The sequence below is a fragment of the Azonexus hydrophilus genome (assembly GCF_905120355.1).
GTDB lineage: Bacteria > Pseudomonadota > Gammaproteobacteria > Burkholderiales > Rhodocyclaceae > Azonexus.
Map to the genome: position 1 here is coordinate 1 of NZ_CAJHOB010000024.1, position 15,666 is coordinate 15,666.

The following is a 15,666-nucleotide window of genomic DNA, read 5'->3' on the forward strand; positions in this document are numbered from 1 at the left end:
GCAAAACAGATAGCCGCTTAACCCGTTGGACTCTACGGTTGACGACCTACCTCACCGCGTGTACGTATCGGTTTTGCCGGGCGGATCACGGAAGGCTCACTGGAAAATCTGTCGATTTCCGGTCTCATGCTGCGCACGGACCTGCCGCTCACCGCACACGGTGTCGCGGGCTGCGAATTTTCCCTGTGCGGCTCGCCCATCGCCGATGTTTCGGTCAGCGTGCTGAATTGCCTGGGCGACCTCTACGGCGCTCGCTTCCGCAGCGGCCTGATCAACCCGGTACTGATCGAGGATGCCATGCGCGACGCGCTGGTCAGCGGTATCGCATCGGCGCTGTCGGTGCACGATCTCGGCGGGCGCAAGGTCATGCGCATCAGCGGTGGCCTGAACGGTTCGCTGCGCAACGATTTCATGCACGCCCTCACCCGCGTCGGCATCGACCATATCGATCTTTCCGGCGTCAGCCAGATTGACTCGGCCGGACTCTCCCTGTGCCTGGTCGCCAGCGAACGCCACGGTGCCATCATCAGCGAACACTCTGCCTGTTCCGCCGAGGCCTGGGAGAACGCTCAAAAACTGTCCGGCAATCCAGCCGCCGGCAACTGAACGTTTCACCTGGCGCCAGCACGGCGGATACAGCATTTGTCCGCGAGACTCAGTCCGGCACTACCTGGCCGCGCATGACGACACCCTCAAACCAGGCCAGATGCGGCTCACGTGGCGCAATCGCCGGACCGTAGGCATAGGCAATGCCTTGTTCAGCCAGTGTTTCCAGCGTCGGCACATCCGCGACATCGCCGGCAATGGCCGGCACGCCATGTTCTGCCGTGATATCCAGGATGGCCCGGAGCAGGGCGGTCAAGGAATTCGTTCCTGGCAAGCTACGCGTCAGGCTGGGGCTGATCTGAATGTAGCTCGGCACCAGCGTATGCAGCAGGGCAAATGAGGTACTGCCGGCACCAAAACGCCCGAGCGCGATCTGGCACCCGAGCGCCCGGACCTGTTGCGCAAACGCCATGAGCCGGCTGGTGTGCGCACTGGCCAGAGCCTCATCGAAAAGAAAGCACAGGCCCTGCCCGCGTACACCCTGCGCCACCAGACGGCTGCGTACAAACTCGAGTGTGTCGGCCGTTTCCAGTACCTTGGCCGACACCGGTACCAGACAACATAGCCGCGCCGGTGAGTTCTGGCTGCGCGCCAGCAGATCAATCGCCGCTGCCAACAGATGGTGGTCGTAAGCCTGTGCCACCCCTTGCCGCTCCGCGGCATCGATCAGCATCTGATACGGCAGCGAATCCTGCATCGACTGCAGACGCAAGCTGAGTAAACACAACTTCACGGCCGGCGCATTACGCCGCAGGTCGTGAATGGGGGCGGCCTCTATCCGCAGCTGGCCTGCAGCCAATGCCTGCCCCAGGTGCTCGCTCCACAGCAGCGGGGGACGGCGATTCTCCTCTTCCTGCGTTTCGCTCGGGCTTTCACGGACCCCGCCATCACCTAATTGGCGGGCTTCCAGACAGGCCGCATCACTGCGGATCAGCATGTCCTGAGCGTTGCGCACCGACGCAACGGCCGGGGTCAATCCCACCCGGATGCTGACCGCAAAGATCTTGTCCTGCCAGATGAAACGATACGCCGCGACCAGCTTGCAGAGCTCGTGCGCGACCTGGCGGGCACGCGGCGCCGTCGCCGCAGCGAGAATGATGCCGAACTCGTCGCCACCCAGGCGACCCAGACAATCCTGCGGCCGCAACTGTCGCGCCAGGAGCTGTGCGATCTGCCGCAACAATTCGTCACCTGCTCGGTAACCACAGCTTTCGTTGACGCTTTTCAAGCGTCCGATATTGATCTGCAGCAGGCAGAACTGATCGCCGCCAGTAAGCATGGCGGTCAGCGCCCGTTGCAGACACTCTTCGAACTCGCGCCGGTTCACCAAGCCGGTCAGCGGGTCGTGGCGGGCCTGAAACACCAATTGCGCCGTCGCCTCCTCGATGCGCGTCTGCAACGCCCGCCGGGCCTCTGCCGCATGCTCGGCCATTTCGTTGAACCCCGCTTCGAGCACGCCCAGCTCACCACCCGAATCCGCCTGTACCCGGGTCGTCCACTGCCCGGAAGAGATCGCGCGTACCGCGCGAACCAGACGCTGCAAGGGATGCACGATCTGCCGTGCCAGCAATGTCGACAGCAGGCTCATGACGAAAAGCACCAGAAGCAATGCCAGCAATCCATGCACCAGCAGGATCTGGCGCCGCTCACTGATCGGCTTCTTATCCAGTTCGATGAATACCTTGCCAATGACCTCGCGTGCATCGGCAGCAACAAAACCCGGCAGATCCAAAGGCGGCATGCTGTCATCGGTACTGCGCACGACGGGAGCTGCAAAAGCCAGCCACTGCGGGTGGTCGGCCACCAGGACCGGGCCTGCGATCGGTTGCTGCAGCAGATCTGCCGTCAGGGAAATCCGGCCGCTGGCGGCCAGCGTGCGTCCCCTGGCATCGACGATGAGCACCCCCTTGACCCCTGGCTCTGCTCCGGCTGCCCGCGCCAGCCCCTGCATGCTGTCACGCTGCCCGGTAATGATGGCGTATTCGCTGATCGGCGCCAGGTAGCGCACGATGGACACCCCCTTGCTCTGAATCTGCTCTTCCAGCACATCCAGGCCGGTCAGTGAAAAATAGCTGACCAGCAAGATGGTCAGCAGCGCGCTGGGCAGCAGAGTAAGAACGAGCAGTTTCTGGCGCAGGCTGAGAGAAATCATCAATGGTGGGAGTGGGGATCAGGGGCGACGGCGACGCGCCGTATCCAGATGCTCGCACAGACGCTCGGTACCGTCGAGGATGCGGGCAGAGTGACGTTGCATGATGTCAGGGTTGATATGGAATAGATTGTCGCGCGCCACGGCGGTGAGCCGCGGCCACTTTTCCCAGTCGCTCAGCCACTCCGGGCGTCCTTCGGCCATGCCAGTGGCGATGATGACCTCCGGATCGGCCGCAATGACCGCTTCCAGACTGACGCGCGGCGCCATGGAAGTCAGTGCGTCAAAGATGTTTGACCCGCCACAGACGTGCATGGCATCGCTGATGATTTGCGCCTTGCCGACAGTAATCAGCGGCGCCTTCCACACCTGGTAGAAAACACGCACTTTCGGCTTGCCCTGGTGGGCCGCCTGCAATGCATTCAGACGCTGGCGAAATGCCTGCGCCGCGGGGCGCGCCGTGACTTCAGTGCCGGCCAGTTCCCCGTAGCGCTCGATCTGACGGGCGATGTCGGCAAGACGATTGGGCTGCGAGACATACACCGGCAACCCCAGGGCGCGCAGTTTGTCTGCCTGCGCCATGTTGTTGCCGCTTTCCCAGACAATCACCAGGTCCGGGCGCAAGGCCAGCACCGCTTCCAGATCAATGCGCGAGTAGCCACCGACCCGCGGTATCCGGCGCGCGGCGGGCGGGTAATCACTATAGTCGACCGTACCGACGATCTTGTCCCCCGCGCCCGCCGTGTACAGCACCTCGGTGATGTGCGGCGCCAACGCCACGATCCGTTGCGCCGGGCCGGGTAATTGCACCGTACGCCCGCTATCGTCGGTCAGCGTACGCCCAGCCTGAACCGGCGTAGCGAACAACGCCAGCAGAAAAAAGGCCCACCAGTGCTGTCTCATGGGTGCCAGGCGGCAATTGCCGCCGCCAGCTGTTGCCACCCCGCTTCATCGGCCGGCAACCCGAAACGCAACAAGGGCTCCGGCGCGTAATGGCGCGTCAGAATGGCACGGTGGGCAAAGAATTCGTACAACGCCGCCGCTTTCTCCGTTTGCAGGGTCACAAACAGGGCCGTCGCACGTGTCGGCCCCAGCGGCGCCAACAAGGCGTTCAGGCGTGCACTCTGTGCCTGCAACGCCGTCCGTGCGGCCTCCTGCCAGACTGCATCCTGCAAAGCCAGCCGGGCCACAGCCCGCGAAGGTCCGGCCACTGCCCACGGCCCCAGGCGCTCAGCCAGCTGCTGGCGTATCTGCGCGGACGCAAAAATGAAGCCCACGCGAATCCCGGCCAGACCAAAAAACTTGCCCAGCGAGCGCAGCACAATCAGATTTGGTGCGGCCGCCGTTCCGGCCAGCGGCGCCAGACTATCTTCCGGTGTCGGATCGATGAAGGCCTCATCCACAATCAACCAACCGCCGCGGGCGGCCAGTTCTTCTGCCGCCGCCAGCAAGGCCGGGCGCGACTGCGGCTGTGCTGTCGGATTATTCGGATTGCACAGCAGGACATACGGTGTCGCCGCCAGCAAGGCCCGACTCAGCGGCGCATCGCGCAGCAGACGCAGACGATGCCCTGCGCGCTGCCAAGCCTGTGGATGCTCGTTATACACCGGCCCCAGGCAGGCCACGCTGGCGCGTGGCAGTAACGAAGGCAAGGTCTGAATGGCCGCCTGCGAACCCGGCAAGGGCAGCAAGCTGGCATTACCGTAGTAGTCCGCCGCCGCCGCTTCCAGCCCGTCATCCTCTTCCGGCAGACGCTGCCATACTGCTGCCGGCAGCGCCGGCACCGGCCAACCCTGGGGATTGATGCCCGTGGATAAATCCAGCCACGCCTCTTGCGCAATGCCATAGCGCAGCGCAGCGGCCCGCAATCTTCCGCCATGTTCAAGCACGCCACACCTCCCCCAGGCCCGCCAGTACACACAGAACCGCCAACCATACCCACAAAGTCGCCATCACCAGCCGGCAAGCACGGCGCACATCCTCGGCCTGCGGCGGACTGCCCCAACCAAGCTGCGGCCTGACTTCCACACGGCCGTGGTAAATCGCTGCCCCACCACAGGCCACACCCAGACTCCCCGCTCCGGCCGCCATCACCGGACCCGCATTCGGGCTATCCCAACTGGGCGCCTGCTGACGCCAGCAGGCCAGCGCTTGCCGGGTATGGCCAAGCAGGGCATAGGTCAGCGCAGTCAAACGCGCCGGCAGCCAGTTCAATACGTCATCGACCCGCGCGGCACAGCGTCCGAACGCATTGAACCGCTCGTTCCGGTAACCCCACATCGCGTCCAGGGTATTGGCCAGGCGGTAGAGCACCACGCCCGGCGCCCCGGCCACGGCAAACCAGAACAGCGCCGCAAATATCGCATCGTTGCCGTTTTCCAGCACCGACTCCACCGCCGCCCGGGCCACGCCGTCTGCATCGAGCGCGTCCGTTTCACGTGAAACGATCCAGCCAACCCGCCGCCGGGCTTCCAGCAAATCACCAGCCTGCAGGGGCGCGGCAATGGCACTCGCATGTTCGAGCAGACTGCGCGCGCCCAGGCAAAAATACAGCAGTAGTACCTCAAGCAGCCAGGTCACCGGCGCCGGCAACATCTGTTGCAGATAAACCAGCAAAACAACACCGGGCAGCACAATCAGGCTCCAGGCAAATACACCCGCCCACACCGTGCGCCGATTGGTCCGTGCCTCCATCCATGCGGCCAGATTGCCAAAACCCACCAGTGGATGCCAGCGGCGCACCTCGCCCAGCCAGCGATCAAGCAACACGGCTGCAAGCGCCGCCAGCGGCAGGGAAAAGCTCAGGGCGGCTTCCTGGATGAAAGGCGGCACGGCATTCATTTTGGATAGCTATCCTGCGTCTGCAGTGCCGACTGCAATGCCACCACATTTTGCGTCAGCGCCTCGGTCTGCGCGCTGTCCGCCTGCCCCCATTGATCGTAATAGAGCAGATCGGCAAGCGGCAGACGTGGTAACCAGCCGCTCGTTTCCAGCTCCGGTCGGGTCTGGAAGTGACTGACGTAGCCTATGCATAGATAAGCGATCGGTACGATGTCGGACGGTATCGCCAGCGCCGCCTGCAGTTGCGCCTGATCGAAAATGCTGACCCAGCCCACCCCCAGGCCTTCTGCCCGTGCCGCCAGCCACAGGTTCTGCACCGCACAGACGCTGGAATAAAGATCCATGGTTTTCATGTGCGTGCGTCCGAGCACCACCGGCCCACTACGCGAACGGTCGCAGGTAATGCACAGATTGATCGGCGCCTCGAGAATGCCCTCCAGCTTCAAACGCTGATACGCATCGCGTTTCTCATCGGCAAACATCAGTGCCGCCTCCGCATGCGCCTTGCTGAACACGGCATGCACCTGCGCCTTCACCTCGGGCGATCGCACCAGCAGAAAATTCCATGGCTGCATAAAACCGACCGAGGGCGCGTGGTGCGCCGCCAGCAGGATGCGCGCCAGCACTTCATCGGGCACCGGTTGCGGTAAAAACTGCCCGCGCACATCCCGCCGAGTAAAAATTGTCTTGTAAACGGCGGCCCGTTCGGCAGCGGCAAGAGCGTACTGATTTTCCATGGATTCCCCTTCTGGAAACGCGCAAGCGCCCGTCCACGGCGCCCTGTGACGTCTCCCGGCCGGTCTTCTGACTTGGAATCATCCCGGCGATGCACCTTCCCGCCGCAGCAGTGGCCTGTCGCATCGCCCGTCATCCTTACAGCGCTGGGCACGTGGCGGATTTGCACCGCCTTCCCGATTCTCCCGCCGACTTTCCACGCCAGCAGGCACCGTGAGACAAAACCCCGGAAATTTTCCGGGAGGGGCGATGCTAAAGGACGTTCGACATGCGGGCAAGCAACTCCTCAGCCGGTTTTCTTGCCGAGGCGAAAATCCTTGTGCACGCCCCCCGCGTCACGAATATCGAACAGGCCACATGAATGCAGAGCCTCGGTCAGTGTTGAGCACCCCGATTCCTCCAGTTTTCTTCCATGCTCCCGAAGATAGGCACCTATTGCTGCCAGACTGGTCCAGCCATCCTCACCTTTACGCTCAGTGACTGCGCTACGCAAGGCATCCAGGTAAACCGGACTCATGGGGCGTTTGGCAGGGCGACAGAAATGTGCCGTGCCGTTGCCCTGCTTGCGTTGTTTCAGATCGAAACCGCCGCCACTTTCCAGCAATTTGACAAAATTTGTGGCACCGAAACTTCGCGGATCAAAGTCGCTATGATTGGCGCGCAGATACAGTGCAATGCGTGAAACCAGCGCCCAGCCGTCGTCATCGGCCACATTGGTGTAGGCGCGCAGCAACAAATTCTTCAACTTGTTTTTTTCAGAAACCCCAGACTCCACCGGACGCGGTTTCGCCACTTCGGCCCCCTGCTTTGGCCCTGCAACAGGCGCAGGCACTGCAGAAACCTTTTCCTCGACAACTGGCGCCACACCGAGGTTTTCCACATAGGTATAGCGCTCGCAGGCACTGACAAAAGCCTTGGGTGCATGCTTTCTGCCGAAGCCGAAAACGCTGAGACCATCCTCTCGGATTCTCGTCGCCAGACGGGTAAAGTCTCCATCACTGCTGACCAGACAAAAACCGTCCAGGCGACCACCATGCAACAAATCCATTGCGTCGATGATCAGCGCACTGTCGGTAGCGTTCTTACCCACTGAATTACGGTACTGCTGAACCGGCTGAATGCCATGATTAGCCAGCACTTCACGCCATTTCGCCAGATTCGGCGAAGTGAAATCACCGTAAACCCGACGTACCGACAAGCGGGCGTCACGGGTGATTTCCTCGATCACAGGCGCAATTATTTCCGGCGTATCGTTATCCGCATCAATCAACAAAGCAAAATTAGGCAGTTCATCTTTCATGATTGACGCCGTTCAATTGTGAGTTCCATATTTTGCCAGAAGCATCCCGCAGCGATAATGTCGGCTTTTTCCGCGAGCGCCTTCCCGATGATCTCTAACACCCTGATGGTGCAAGGCACCACCTCCGATGCCGGCAAATCGACGGTGGTGGCGGCGCTGTGCCGGATACTGGCGCGCCGGGGAGTGCGGGTGGCGCCGTTCAAACCGCAAAACATGGCGCTCAATTCTGCGGTCACTGTCGATGGCGGCGAGATTGGTCGAGCACAAGCTGTGCAGGCATGGGCGTGCGGGCTGGAGCCGCAGATCGATTTCAATCCCGTCCTGCTCAAACCGACGACCGACCGCAAAGCGCAAGTCATCATCCATGGCAAGGCCGCGCTTGATCTCGATGCGCGGGCTTACCACGACTACAAGCCGCGGGCCATGACCGCTGTTCTCGAGTCGTGGCAACGACTGACAAGCCGCTACGACTGCGTGCTGGTCGAAGGTGCCGGATCGCCGGCGGAAATCAATCTACGCGCCCGCGACATTGCCAACATGGGTTTTGCCGAAGCTGTCGACTGTCCGGTGATTCTTGTTGCCGACATCGATCGTGGCGGCGTCTTCGCCCATCTGGTCGGCACGCTGGAGCTGCTCTCTCCGTCTGAGCGAAATCGCGTCGTGGGTTTTGTCATCAACCGCTTCCGCGGCGATATCAGTCTCCTGCAATCCGGGTTGGACTGGTTGGCCGAGCGCACCGGCAAGCCGGTGCTGGGCGTATTGCCCTACCTGCACGGCCTTGTGCTCGATGCCGAAGATGCGATTGCCCACAACGATCTGGGAAACAAATCGCCGCCACGCCTCAAGGCGATTGCCCTCGCCTATCCGCGCACCTCCAATCACAACGATCTCGACGCGCTGCGCCTGCACCCGCAGGTCGACTTTTCCTGGGTCGGCCCGGGTCAAACACTGCCCGCCGCCGACCTGATCGTGCTACCCGGCTCCAAGGCGGTCCGCGCCGACCTCGAATGGCTGCGCGCGCAGGGTTGGGACAGCGCCATTGCCCACCACCTGCGTTACGGTGGCAAGCTGATCGGTCTGTGTGGCGGCTACCAGATGCTGGGCACCTGCATTGCCGACCCGCTTGGTCTGGAGGGCCCCCCAGGCAGTTGCCCCGGCCTCGGTTATCTCCCCGTACACACCACGCTGGCGGCCGACAAGCAATTGCATAACGTCCGTGGCGAACTGTGTCTGCCAGGCAGGCCCACCGTCACCGGCTATGAGATTCACCAGGGGGTCAGCCACAGCACCGCGCAATTGCAGCCGGCACTGCAGTTCTCCGATGGTCGCCACGACGGCGCCCAGTCAGCCGATGGCCAGATTCTTGCCACTTACTGCCACGGTCTGTTCGACCATCCGGCCGCGCTCACAGCCCTGTTGGCCTGGGCGGGCGCGGGTGCCACGGAGCGCGTGGACATCGCCGCTCGGCGCAGCGCCGATCTCGAGCGTCTGGCGGACGCCGTCGAGCAGGCGCTTGATCTGGAAGCGCTACGCCCCTATCTGCCAATATAGAACATACGCATATTTCGCCACTGACGCTGTGTTAGACTGAACCATCACCGGAGATAAACCCATGTTCGACCCCAAGATTCTGGAAGATTTCGGTAACCGCATGAGTGCCCTGCTCGCCAATTCGCCGGCACGCGATATCGAAAAGAACGCCAAGGCCATGGTCAGCGGCCTGATCGGCAAGCTGGACGTAGTGACGCGCGAAGAATTCGATGTGCAGGCCGAATTGCTGCGCCGCACCCGCGAACGCCTGCAGCAGCTGGAAGCCCGCGTCGAGGCTCTGGAACAAGCGCAATCCGCAGCCCGGGCTGGCAACTCCGAACACGCCTGAGACATGACCCTGGCCGTTGCTTTAAGTCGCGGCCTGGAGGGGCTGGAAGCCCCGCTGATCACGGTCGAAGTACACGCCGCCAACGGCTTGCCTGGCCTCACCCTGGTTGGCCTGCCCGATACCGAGGTACGCGAAGCGCGCGATCGGGTGCGCGCCGCCATCCTCAATTCAGGTTTTGAATTTCCCAATCGCCGGCTCACCGTCAATCTGGCCCCCGCTGATCTACCCAAAGAATCCGATCAGTATACGACGCGCAACACTTGCCGAGTATCCCAAAACGCGATAGCAGTGGGCTAAAACCGCTTAGCAAGCGCAACAGGCACTTGCTTTATAGTGAAGAATCGTGTTTCCAGCAAGTGGTCAACTGACACTTTCTCACAACCAGTCACATTAGTACGAGGGTCGGCAATCGACCCAAAGTTGCCATAGCGATTTCCCGATTGCTGCCAGTCAGCCAAACCGAGGTTTTTCGAACTGTACTGCCATAAAGCTGCCGTTGACGACCTTACGCTACCGGCCAGAAGCGGAAAGTCGGGGGCGCCAGACACCGGACATCTCAACGACTGCTGAACTCCAAAACCTGCCGCTGGGGCAATTCACACAACTCGGCCACTGCTGCCGTTGGGGTAGGTGACCGTCAACGGCAGTAACCCGACGGTCAACGGCCGTAGCCGGGTAAACTGTGCTCTACGTCTACTTCTCTTTATGCGCTACAACAGGACCCGACCCACAAAATACCTTCATCACCTTGTGGGCTAAGCGACAGGTTTGGTCGGGGACGGAGGATCGCCGTTTCTCCTCAGCCTGAATTACGTCAATAGAACCCTGATCGGCCATAAAATCTGTAACATGAGGTCATCGGGTAAGATTGGACCATCATTTGGAATGGATGCTCGGCCGTGATGAAGAGTGGATTGCTGCGTCAATTTTTTCGTTTTTTCCTGCCTGTGGCTCTGCTCGTGCTGGCTAGTGCCGGGTTCTACGGCCAAGCCGAGTTTCAGCGCGAACTTACGGGTATCGGCATCGAACCGGGGGTGGCGGACAAGTTATTCCAGGCTTTTGAGCAGGCGGATAACAGCACAACACGTAAATACGGTGGAACCGGTCTCGGTTTGGTGATCACCAAGAAGCTGGACGAATTGATGGGGGGCGCTGGATGTGAGAGTAACCCCGGTCAGGGTAGCACCTTCTGGTTTACCGCTAGATTAGGAAAAAACCGTTAGGTCTGAGTCTTGATCGATATACAACCTATGTTAGAGGGGCTTAAATGTTTGAAAAAATGAGTCTGAAAAGTCGATTGTTACTTATCGCTACCGTGCCGATTGCTGCCATGCTAATCCTTGGTGTAACCGGTGCCTGGAACAAGTACTCAGATTATCAGTCTCGTGTTCAGGCAGAATCTCTGGTCAGCCTGGTCGTCGAGTTGGGTGAAACGGCGCATGAACTCCAGAATGAACGGGGCATGAGCTCCGGCTTCCTCAACAGCAATGGTAACAAATTTGCGGAGAACCTCACTGCGCAACGCAAACAATCCGATTCAGCCATCTTGCGCCTGAATGAAAGCATCCGGCGTATCGATGCGTCCATTGTCGGGCCGCGCTATATCAAACTTCTGGAAGCTGCGAACGAACCTTTGGCCGACCTCGTAAAAAAGCGCGAACAGATAACACGTCTCTCGCTTGAACCCGGTGAGTCCTTCCGCTTCTACAGCGAGACGATTTCGCAGTTACTGGAAATGGCGCTGCGTACCGGAAACCAGATGCCGTCATCGAAACTGTCACGCCTGTCGAATGCCAAACAGGCAGTATTGTTCTTGAAGGAACGCAACGGTCAGGAGCGGGCATTGGTAACCGGCGGCTTCAGCGCCGGGCGCCTGACTTCTGAACAATTCAGCACTTTTCAGAGTCTGATCAACGATCAGGCCACCTATTTGCGCCTGGCCATCGGGTACGCCACGCCGGATCAGGAAAAACTACTGCGTGCCAAGCTAGCCGAGCCGATTTTCAAGGAAGTGGGCACCATCGAACAGATGGTCAAGGACAAGGGTGCAAATGCCGAGCTGGTCTATTCCCCGGAGGACTGGTTTGCCAAAATCACTGCAAAAATTGACCTGCTGAGGACGGTCGAGGAAAGCTACACAAAGGATATCCAGCAGGAAATCCACGCGAATATGGATGCAGATCGTGATGCATTCGTTTCGTACGCTAGCCTGCTTCTAGTAGCTGTCGGCCTGACCCTGTGGATTTGCTTTGCCATTGTCCGCAACCTGCTAGAAACGTTGGGTGGAGAGCCCGAGTACGCCTCCGGGGTTGCCCGGAGAATAGCCAACGGCGATCTGTCGGCAACGATCAACCTCCAGTCCAACGATACGACAAGCCTTCTGGCTTCTATGAAGTCGATGCAGGACGGGTTGCGTGAAATGGTCGAACAAATCGTCGTAGCGACGGTTCAACTGGCTGGTTTCGCCAAGCAATTGTCGGCCTTATCGCATCAAGTGCAGGAGGCAACTAACCAGCAGACAGATGCCGCAGCGGCTGTCGCGGCGACGGTCGAAGAGATGACGGTCAGCATCGGCCACATATCGGACAATACGGCGGACGTAAACAAGAGTGCAATTGATTCAAAGCAGATGGCCGAAGAAGGGGAGCTGTTTGCCCAGAAAACGGTCGCTGAAATGAACAAGATTGTCGATAACGTCAATCAGTCATCGGTTTTCATGAAAACGCTTGACGAGCAATCCCACAAGATTGCAGATATTGTCAATGTCATCAAGGAGATTGCCGATCAGACCAATCTACTGGCGCTCAATGCAGCCATTGAAGCTGCTCGGGCCGGCGAACAGGGGCGTGGATTTGCCGTGGTCGCAGACGAAGTGCGAAAGCTGGCCGAACGCACCAAACTGTCCACCCAGGACATCGCCGCCATGATCGAAACGATTCGGACCGGTACGATGCAGGCGGTGGAAAGCATGGTGCAAGGAACTGTTATGGTCAATGAGGGCATGGAACTCGTTGGAAATACGGGGAATTCCATGGCGACTATTCATGGCAGCACCGACAATGTTCTGGCAGCAATCGATGGCATTTCCACCTCGCTTCGCGAGCAAAGCTATGCGAATAATGAGATCGCCAAGAGTGTCGAAAACATCGCGCAGATGTCGGAGCGGAACCATTCCGCGATATGTGACGTCGTGTCTTCAGCGGATCAGCTCCAGATGCTCTCCGAAGCCTTGCGCCAGTCAGCATCACGGTTTCAGATCAGATAACCGAGTGTGGTGCGGCGTAGGCTTTCTGTGCTGACATTGCTTCAACGTCAGCTTTGGCCACGAGTCCTGTGTTGCGTCCGTCAGTTCCTGTGGAGCAGCCGTTCGTCGGCCCGTTTAGCGGAAGCTTAACAGTAGCACTTGGCGGTTCGCGTCTCCTGCGCGTGACGCTCCCGACTGTCTGCTTATGAAAGCTCGACAGACCGCATAGGGTCGGGTCCGGCTGTAGCCGGAATTGGTGAGCGGTCATTGGCCCGCCTTGGGGGCTGAATGGCCGTTGACCGCCACGTTGCCGACCGAGTTTCACCTCAGGTTCAACGGCAGCAATGGCCGAGGAGTTCTCGTTCAGCAAACGCCCTGAACGTCTGCTCCACTCAGTAAGCTACCGTCGCTGCGCCCGAGCGACAAAGGTCTCTTGAGGGTCGGGACACGCCGTTCCCCTTGTCAATTTCGCAGCCGGAAAGCGGCTGTTGACGTTTCGCTTCCCCAAACCGGGGTTTGGGGTGCAGCGGAACGGAAAAAGCAGTTAAGCTTTTGTCATTGATGCAGGCACAGAATTCGGAGATTATCTTACGCTAAGCCACCGTCATGGTGCCCGACGGTCTCTTGAGTGCCCTTATGTAGAACTCCACATAAGGGCACTTATGCTGACCTCTCGATTATGTGGAATGGTCTGAGCGCCAAGCTGCCAAAGCCTTGCTGCTGGGCTGTTTTCAGGTGTTGAGATGACAGCAAGGTCGACATAATTCTGCGGTCTCCTGAAGTGATGATTCAACTTCAGGAGACCGTAACCACCCATCGTTACGTCGACGCTGATCTAGCAATGAAGGCGCGCACCTTGGCCAGGCTTCACGAACGCGATGCCAAAATCCAGCGCTACCGGGCACCAGACTCGCTGATCGATTTATCGAACGCGCTGTGATTATGCGGACCGCGAAACGCGCGCCCGCCGCTCGTCAACAGCGATTAGCACTCGTTTCGTATCCTTAATCTACATAATCGAGAGGTCAGCATAAGTGCCCTAAGGAGTCACTGGCAAGAAATGGAAGCTGCCGGTCGCCGGTTGGTCACGAAAAGCAAAAGCGTCCTTTCACGAACCGGAATCCAGTTTCTTTCCTGAACGGCGGGTTTCCGGCCTGGACCAGCCGTTGGCCGCGCTGCCCTGTACTTCAGCCACCGGCCATTAGCGGCCGCTGGGTTCTCTGGCGCCAACGGCGGTTCTAGACTGACTGCGGACATTCAAAACTCTGAACAGCCATTCAAAACTATGCCAAATGAAATGCCACGAACTTGGCTTGGCGAGCGTCTGCTTACCGAGTACAACGGCCGCCGAGTTTGTCTTCAACGCTGAACGAGCTAACGCAGGTGTTCTTAAACTTAGACACTTGCAGCAGCATGCTTTCCCTCGTGCAGCAGTCAAGGGCGACCATTACCCCAGATAGCGTGGTGGCTAAGCAACCACTTCGGGACGAGTCGACATCTCGTACTTCCTGGCCCAGTCGCTAACAAGGGCATTGATCACGCTTCTATCAGGAACGACTTCCAATTCATGTGGCGTAGCCCTGCGGTTGAGGAAATTAGCTTGGTCATCGGTCCCCAACTCAAATGCGCCTTGGCAGCTCGGGCAGGCAAGTTGGCTGCCAGCATGTTGGTCGCTACGGCGGACGATCGTTGGACCACAAACGTGGCAGGCCAAAAGGGGGATGCCTTCATCCGAATGCGCGATAACGTGATCCAGTTCGCCGGCATCACCGATTTCGATTAGCAGTCGCCCGAAGGTCTCGTCGAATTGTTGACCGAGACTATTATCAATAATGCGCTGCGCCTGTTCCCGCGCCATTCCCTTACGGTAAGGCCGCGCACTGGTCATCGCGTCAAAAGCATCACAGACACCGATGATGCGAGCGTCGATGGGAATATCATTTCCGCTGAGGCCAAGCGGGTAACCTTTGCCATTCGGCATCTCGTGATGCATCAGCACCGCCGCATCCACCAGCGATGCCAGAGGATGGCCTGCCAACATACGGCTGCCAATGCGAGGATGGGTCTTGATCACGTCGTATTCCTCCTCGGTCAGCCCACCGGGCTTTCCCAGAATGGCGTCCGGTATGCCGATCTTGCCCAAATCATGGAGAAACCCGGCTACCGCGATACGCTGTACTTCCGCTTCGGGAAGACCGGCCTTTCGGGCAAGAATCATTGCGAACTGGGAGACTCTCCACAGATGGCCGCCCGTATAGGGATCGCGTGCCTCGACCATCCATGCAGAAACCAGCAAGCTGGCAAGGATGGCCTGCTGGTGTTGTTGCAAGGCGATGCCAATCGCGTCGGCGTTGATTTCGGTTGTGACGATAGCGCTTGGGGTCATGATATGGTATCCAATGAAAGGCGTATCAGTGCGAACTACAAATCCAGATCGCTGAGGCCCGGATGGTCGTCCGGACGCCGGCCCAGCGGCCAGAAGAACTTGCGGTCAGCGGCTTTGATGGGAAGATCATTGATGCTGGCGAACCGCTGCTGCATGAACCCATAGTCGTTGAACGCCCAGTTCTCGTTGCCATAGGAGCGGAACCACTGACCGGAATCGTCGTGCCATTCATAGGCAAAGCGCACACCGATGCGATTGCCGGCGCAGGCCCATAATTCTTTAATCAACCGGTATTCCTGCTCTTTCGCCCATTTGCGGGTGAGGAACTGATGAACTTGGTCACGACCGACAGGAAATTCGGCGCGGTTGCGCCAACGGGTCTCGTCGGTATAAACCAACACCACCCGATCGGGATCGCGGGTATTCCAGGCGTCCTCGGCCATGCGGACTTTCTTCTTGGCTGATTCTTCAGTGAGGTAGGTCGTCAACCGTAGAGTCCAACGGGTTAAGCGGCTATCTGTTTTGC

The 15,666-nt window shown here is 59.4% G+C and carries 14 protein-coding genes, 1 pseudogene and 1 riboswitch; of the genes and pseudogenes, 7 read left to right on the forward strand and 8 right to left on the reverse strand.

Going from position 1 to position 15,666, the window contains the following annotated elements:
• Window positions 1-126 precede the first annotated feature (126 nt).
• Window positions 127-606 carry a hypothetical protein gene (locus JYJ39_RS13380; RefSeq protein ID WP_205205027.1) on the forward strand — a complete coding sequence of 160 codons (480 nt, stop codon included), beginning with the start codon at window positions 127-129 and terminating at the stop codon, window positions 604-606.
• Window positions 607-655: 49 nt separating this feature from the next.
• On the opposite strand, the gene JYJ39_RS13385 is transcribed toward JYJ39_RS13380, so the two are convergent.
• From JYJ39_RS13385 to JYJ39_RS13410, 6 genes are all read right to left on the reverse strand, one after another.
• The gene (locus JYJ39_RS13385) at window positions 656-2,758 is read right to left on the reverse strand and encodes an EAL domain-containing protein (RefSeq protein WP_205205036.1); all 2,103 of its coding nucleotides are present in this window, start codon (window positions 2,756-2,758) and stop codon (window positions 656-658) included.
• A gap of 18 nt (window positions 2,759-2,776) precedes the next feature.
• Complete coding sequence (locus JYJ39_RS13390; RefSeq protein ID WP_205205038.1) at window positions 2,777-3,658, reverse strand: cobalamin-binding protein; 882 nt, start codon at window positions 3,656-3,658, stop codon at window positions 2,777-2,779.
• Window positions 3,655-4,644, reverse strand: a complete 990-nt coding sequence (gene cobD / locus JYJ39_RS13395) for a threonine-phosphate decarboxylase CobD (protein WP_205205046.1) — start codon at window positions 4,642-4,644, stop codon at window positions 3,655-3,657. The genes JYJ39_RS13390 and cobD overlap by 4 nt, the downstream gene beginning before the upstream one ends.
• Entirely contained in the window at window positions 4,637-5,596 is a 960-nt protein-coding gene (gene cbiB, locus JYJ39_RS13400; protein WP_205205047.1) for an adenosylcobinamide-phosphate synthase CbiB, read from the reverse strand. The genes cobD and cbiB overlap by 8 nt, the downstream gene beginning before the upstream one ends.
• Window positions 5,593-6,333 (reverse strand): 5,6-dimethylbenzimidazole synthase, encoded by a 741-nt coding sequence (bluB, locus tag JYJ39_RS13405; RefSeq protein ID WP_205205052.1) that lies wholly within the window; start codon window positions 6,331-6,333, stop codon window positions 5,593-5,595. Before bluB ends, cbiB begins: the two co-directional genes overlap by 4 nt.
• A gap of 40 nt (window positions 6,334-6,373) precedes the next feature.
• A riboswitch (cobalamin riboswitch) is annotated at window positions 6,374-6,562 on the reverse strand.
• 55 nt (window positions 6,563-6,617) lie between these two features.
• On the reverse strand, window positions 6,618-7,631 hold the full coding sequence (locus JYJ39_RS13410; RefSeq protein WP_205205054.1) for an NYN domain-containing protein: 1,014 nt from the start codon (window positions 7,629-7,631) through the stop codon (window positions 6,618-6,620).
• A gap of 57 nt (window positions 7,632-7,688) precedes the next feature.
• Here JYJ39_RS13410 and JYJ39_RS13415 point away from each other — a divergent pair, with 57 nt between their 5' ends.
• The 6 genes and pseudogenes from JYJ39_RS13415 to JYJ39_RS13440 all read left to right on the forward strand — a co-directional run bounded on the left by JYJ39_RS13415 (window position 7,689) and on the right by JYJ39_RS13440 (window position 13,694).
• Window positions 7,689-9,182 (forward strand): cobyric acid synthase, encoded by a 1,494-nt coding sequence (locus JYJ39_RS13415; RefSeq protein WP_430622481.1) that lies wholly within the window; start codon window positions 7,689-7,691, stop codon window positions 9,180-9,182.
• Between the two features lie 61 nt (window positions 9,183-9,243).
• A complete protein-coding gene (locus tag JYJ39_RS13420) occupies window positions 9,244-9,510 on the forward strand; it encodes an accessory factor UbiK family protein (protein WP_205205056.1) in 267 nt (88 codons plus the stop codon).
• A 3-nt stretch (window positions 9,511-9,513) separates the two neighbouring features.
• A pseudogene (locus JYJ39_RS13425) lies at window positions 9,514-9,756 on the forward strand (magnesium chelatase domain-containing protein); the annotation flags it as partial.
• Window positions 9,757-10,412: 656 nt separating this feature from the next.
• Window positions 10,413-10,733, forward strand: a complete 321-nt coding sequence (locus tag JYJ39_RS14165; RefSeq protein ID WP_205205067.1) for an ATP-binding protein — start codon at window positions 10,413-10,415, stop codon at window positions 10,731-10,733.
• A gap of 44 nt (window positions 10,734-10,777) precedes the next feature.
• Entirely contained in the window at window positions 10,778-12,775 is a 1,998-nt protein-coding gene (locus JYJ39_RS13435) for a methyl-accepting chemotaxis protein (RefSeq protein ID WP_205205061.1), read from the forward strand.
• Window positions 12,776-13,535: 760 nt separating this feature from the next.
• Window positions 13,536-13,694 (forward strand): hypothetical protein, encoded by a 159-nt coding sequence (locus JYJ39_RS13440; RefSeq protein WP_240189664.1) that lies wholly within the window; start codon window positions 13,536-13,538, stop codon window positions 13,692-13,694.
• A 528-nt stretch (window positions 13,695-14,222) separates the two neighbouring features.
• Here the strand turns inward: JYJ39_RS13440 and JYJ39_RS13445 are convergent.
• Together JYJ39_RS13445 and JYJ39_RS13450 are read right to left on the reverse strand one after the other, a co-directional pair.
• The gene (locus JYJ39_RS13445) at window positions 14,223-15,140 is read right to left on the reverse strand and encodes an HD-GYP domain-containing protein (protein WP_205205063.1); all 918 of its coding nucleotides are present in this window, start codon (window positions 15,138-15,140) and stop codon (window positions 14,223-14,225) included.
• A gap of 35 nt (window positions 15,141-15,175) precedes the next feature.
• On the reverse strand, window positions 15,176-15,666 hold a 491-nt coding region (locus JYJ39_RS13450; RefSeq protein ID WP_430622482.1), incomplete at its 5' end, for a DUF1348 family protein.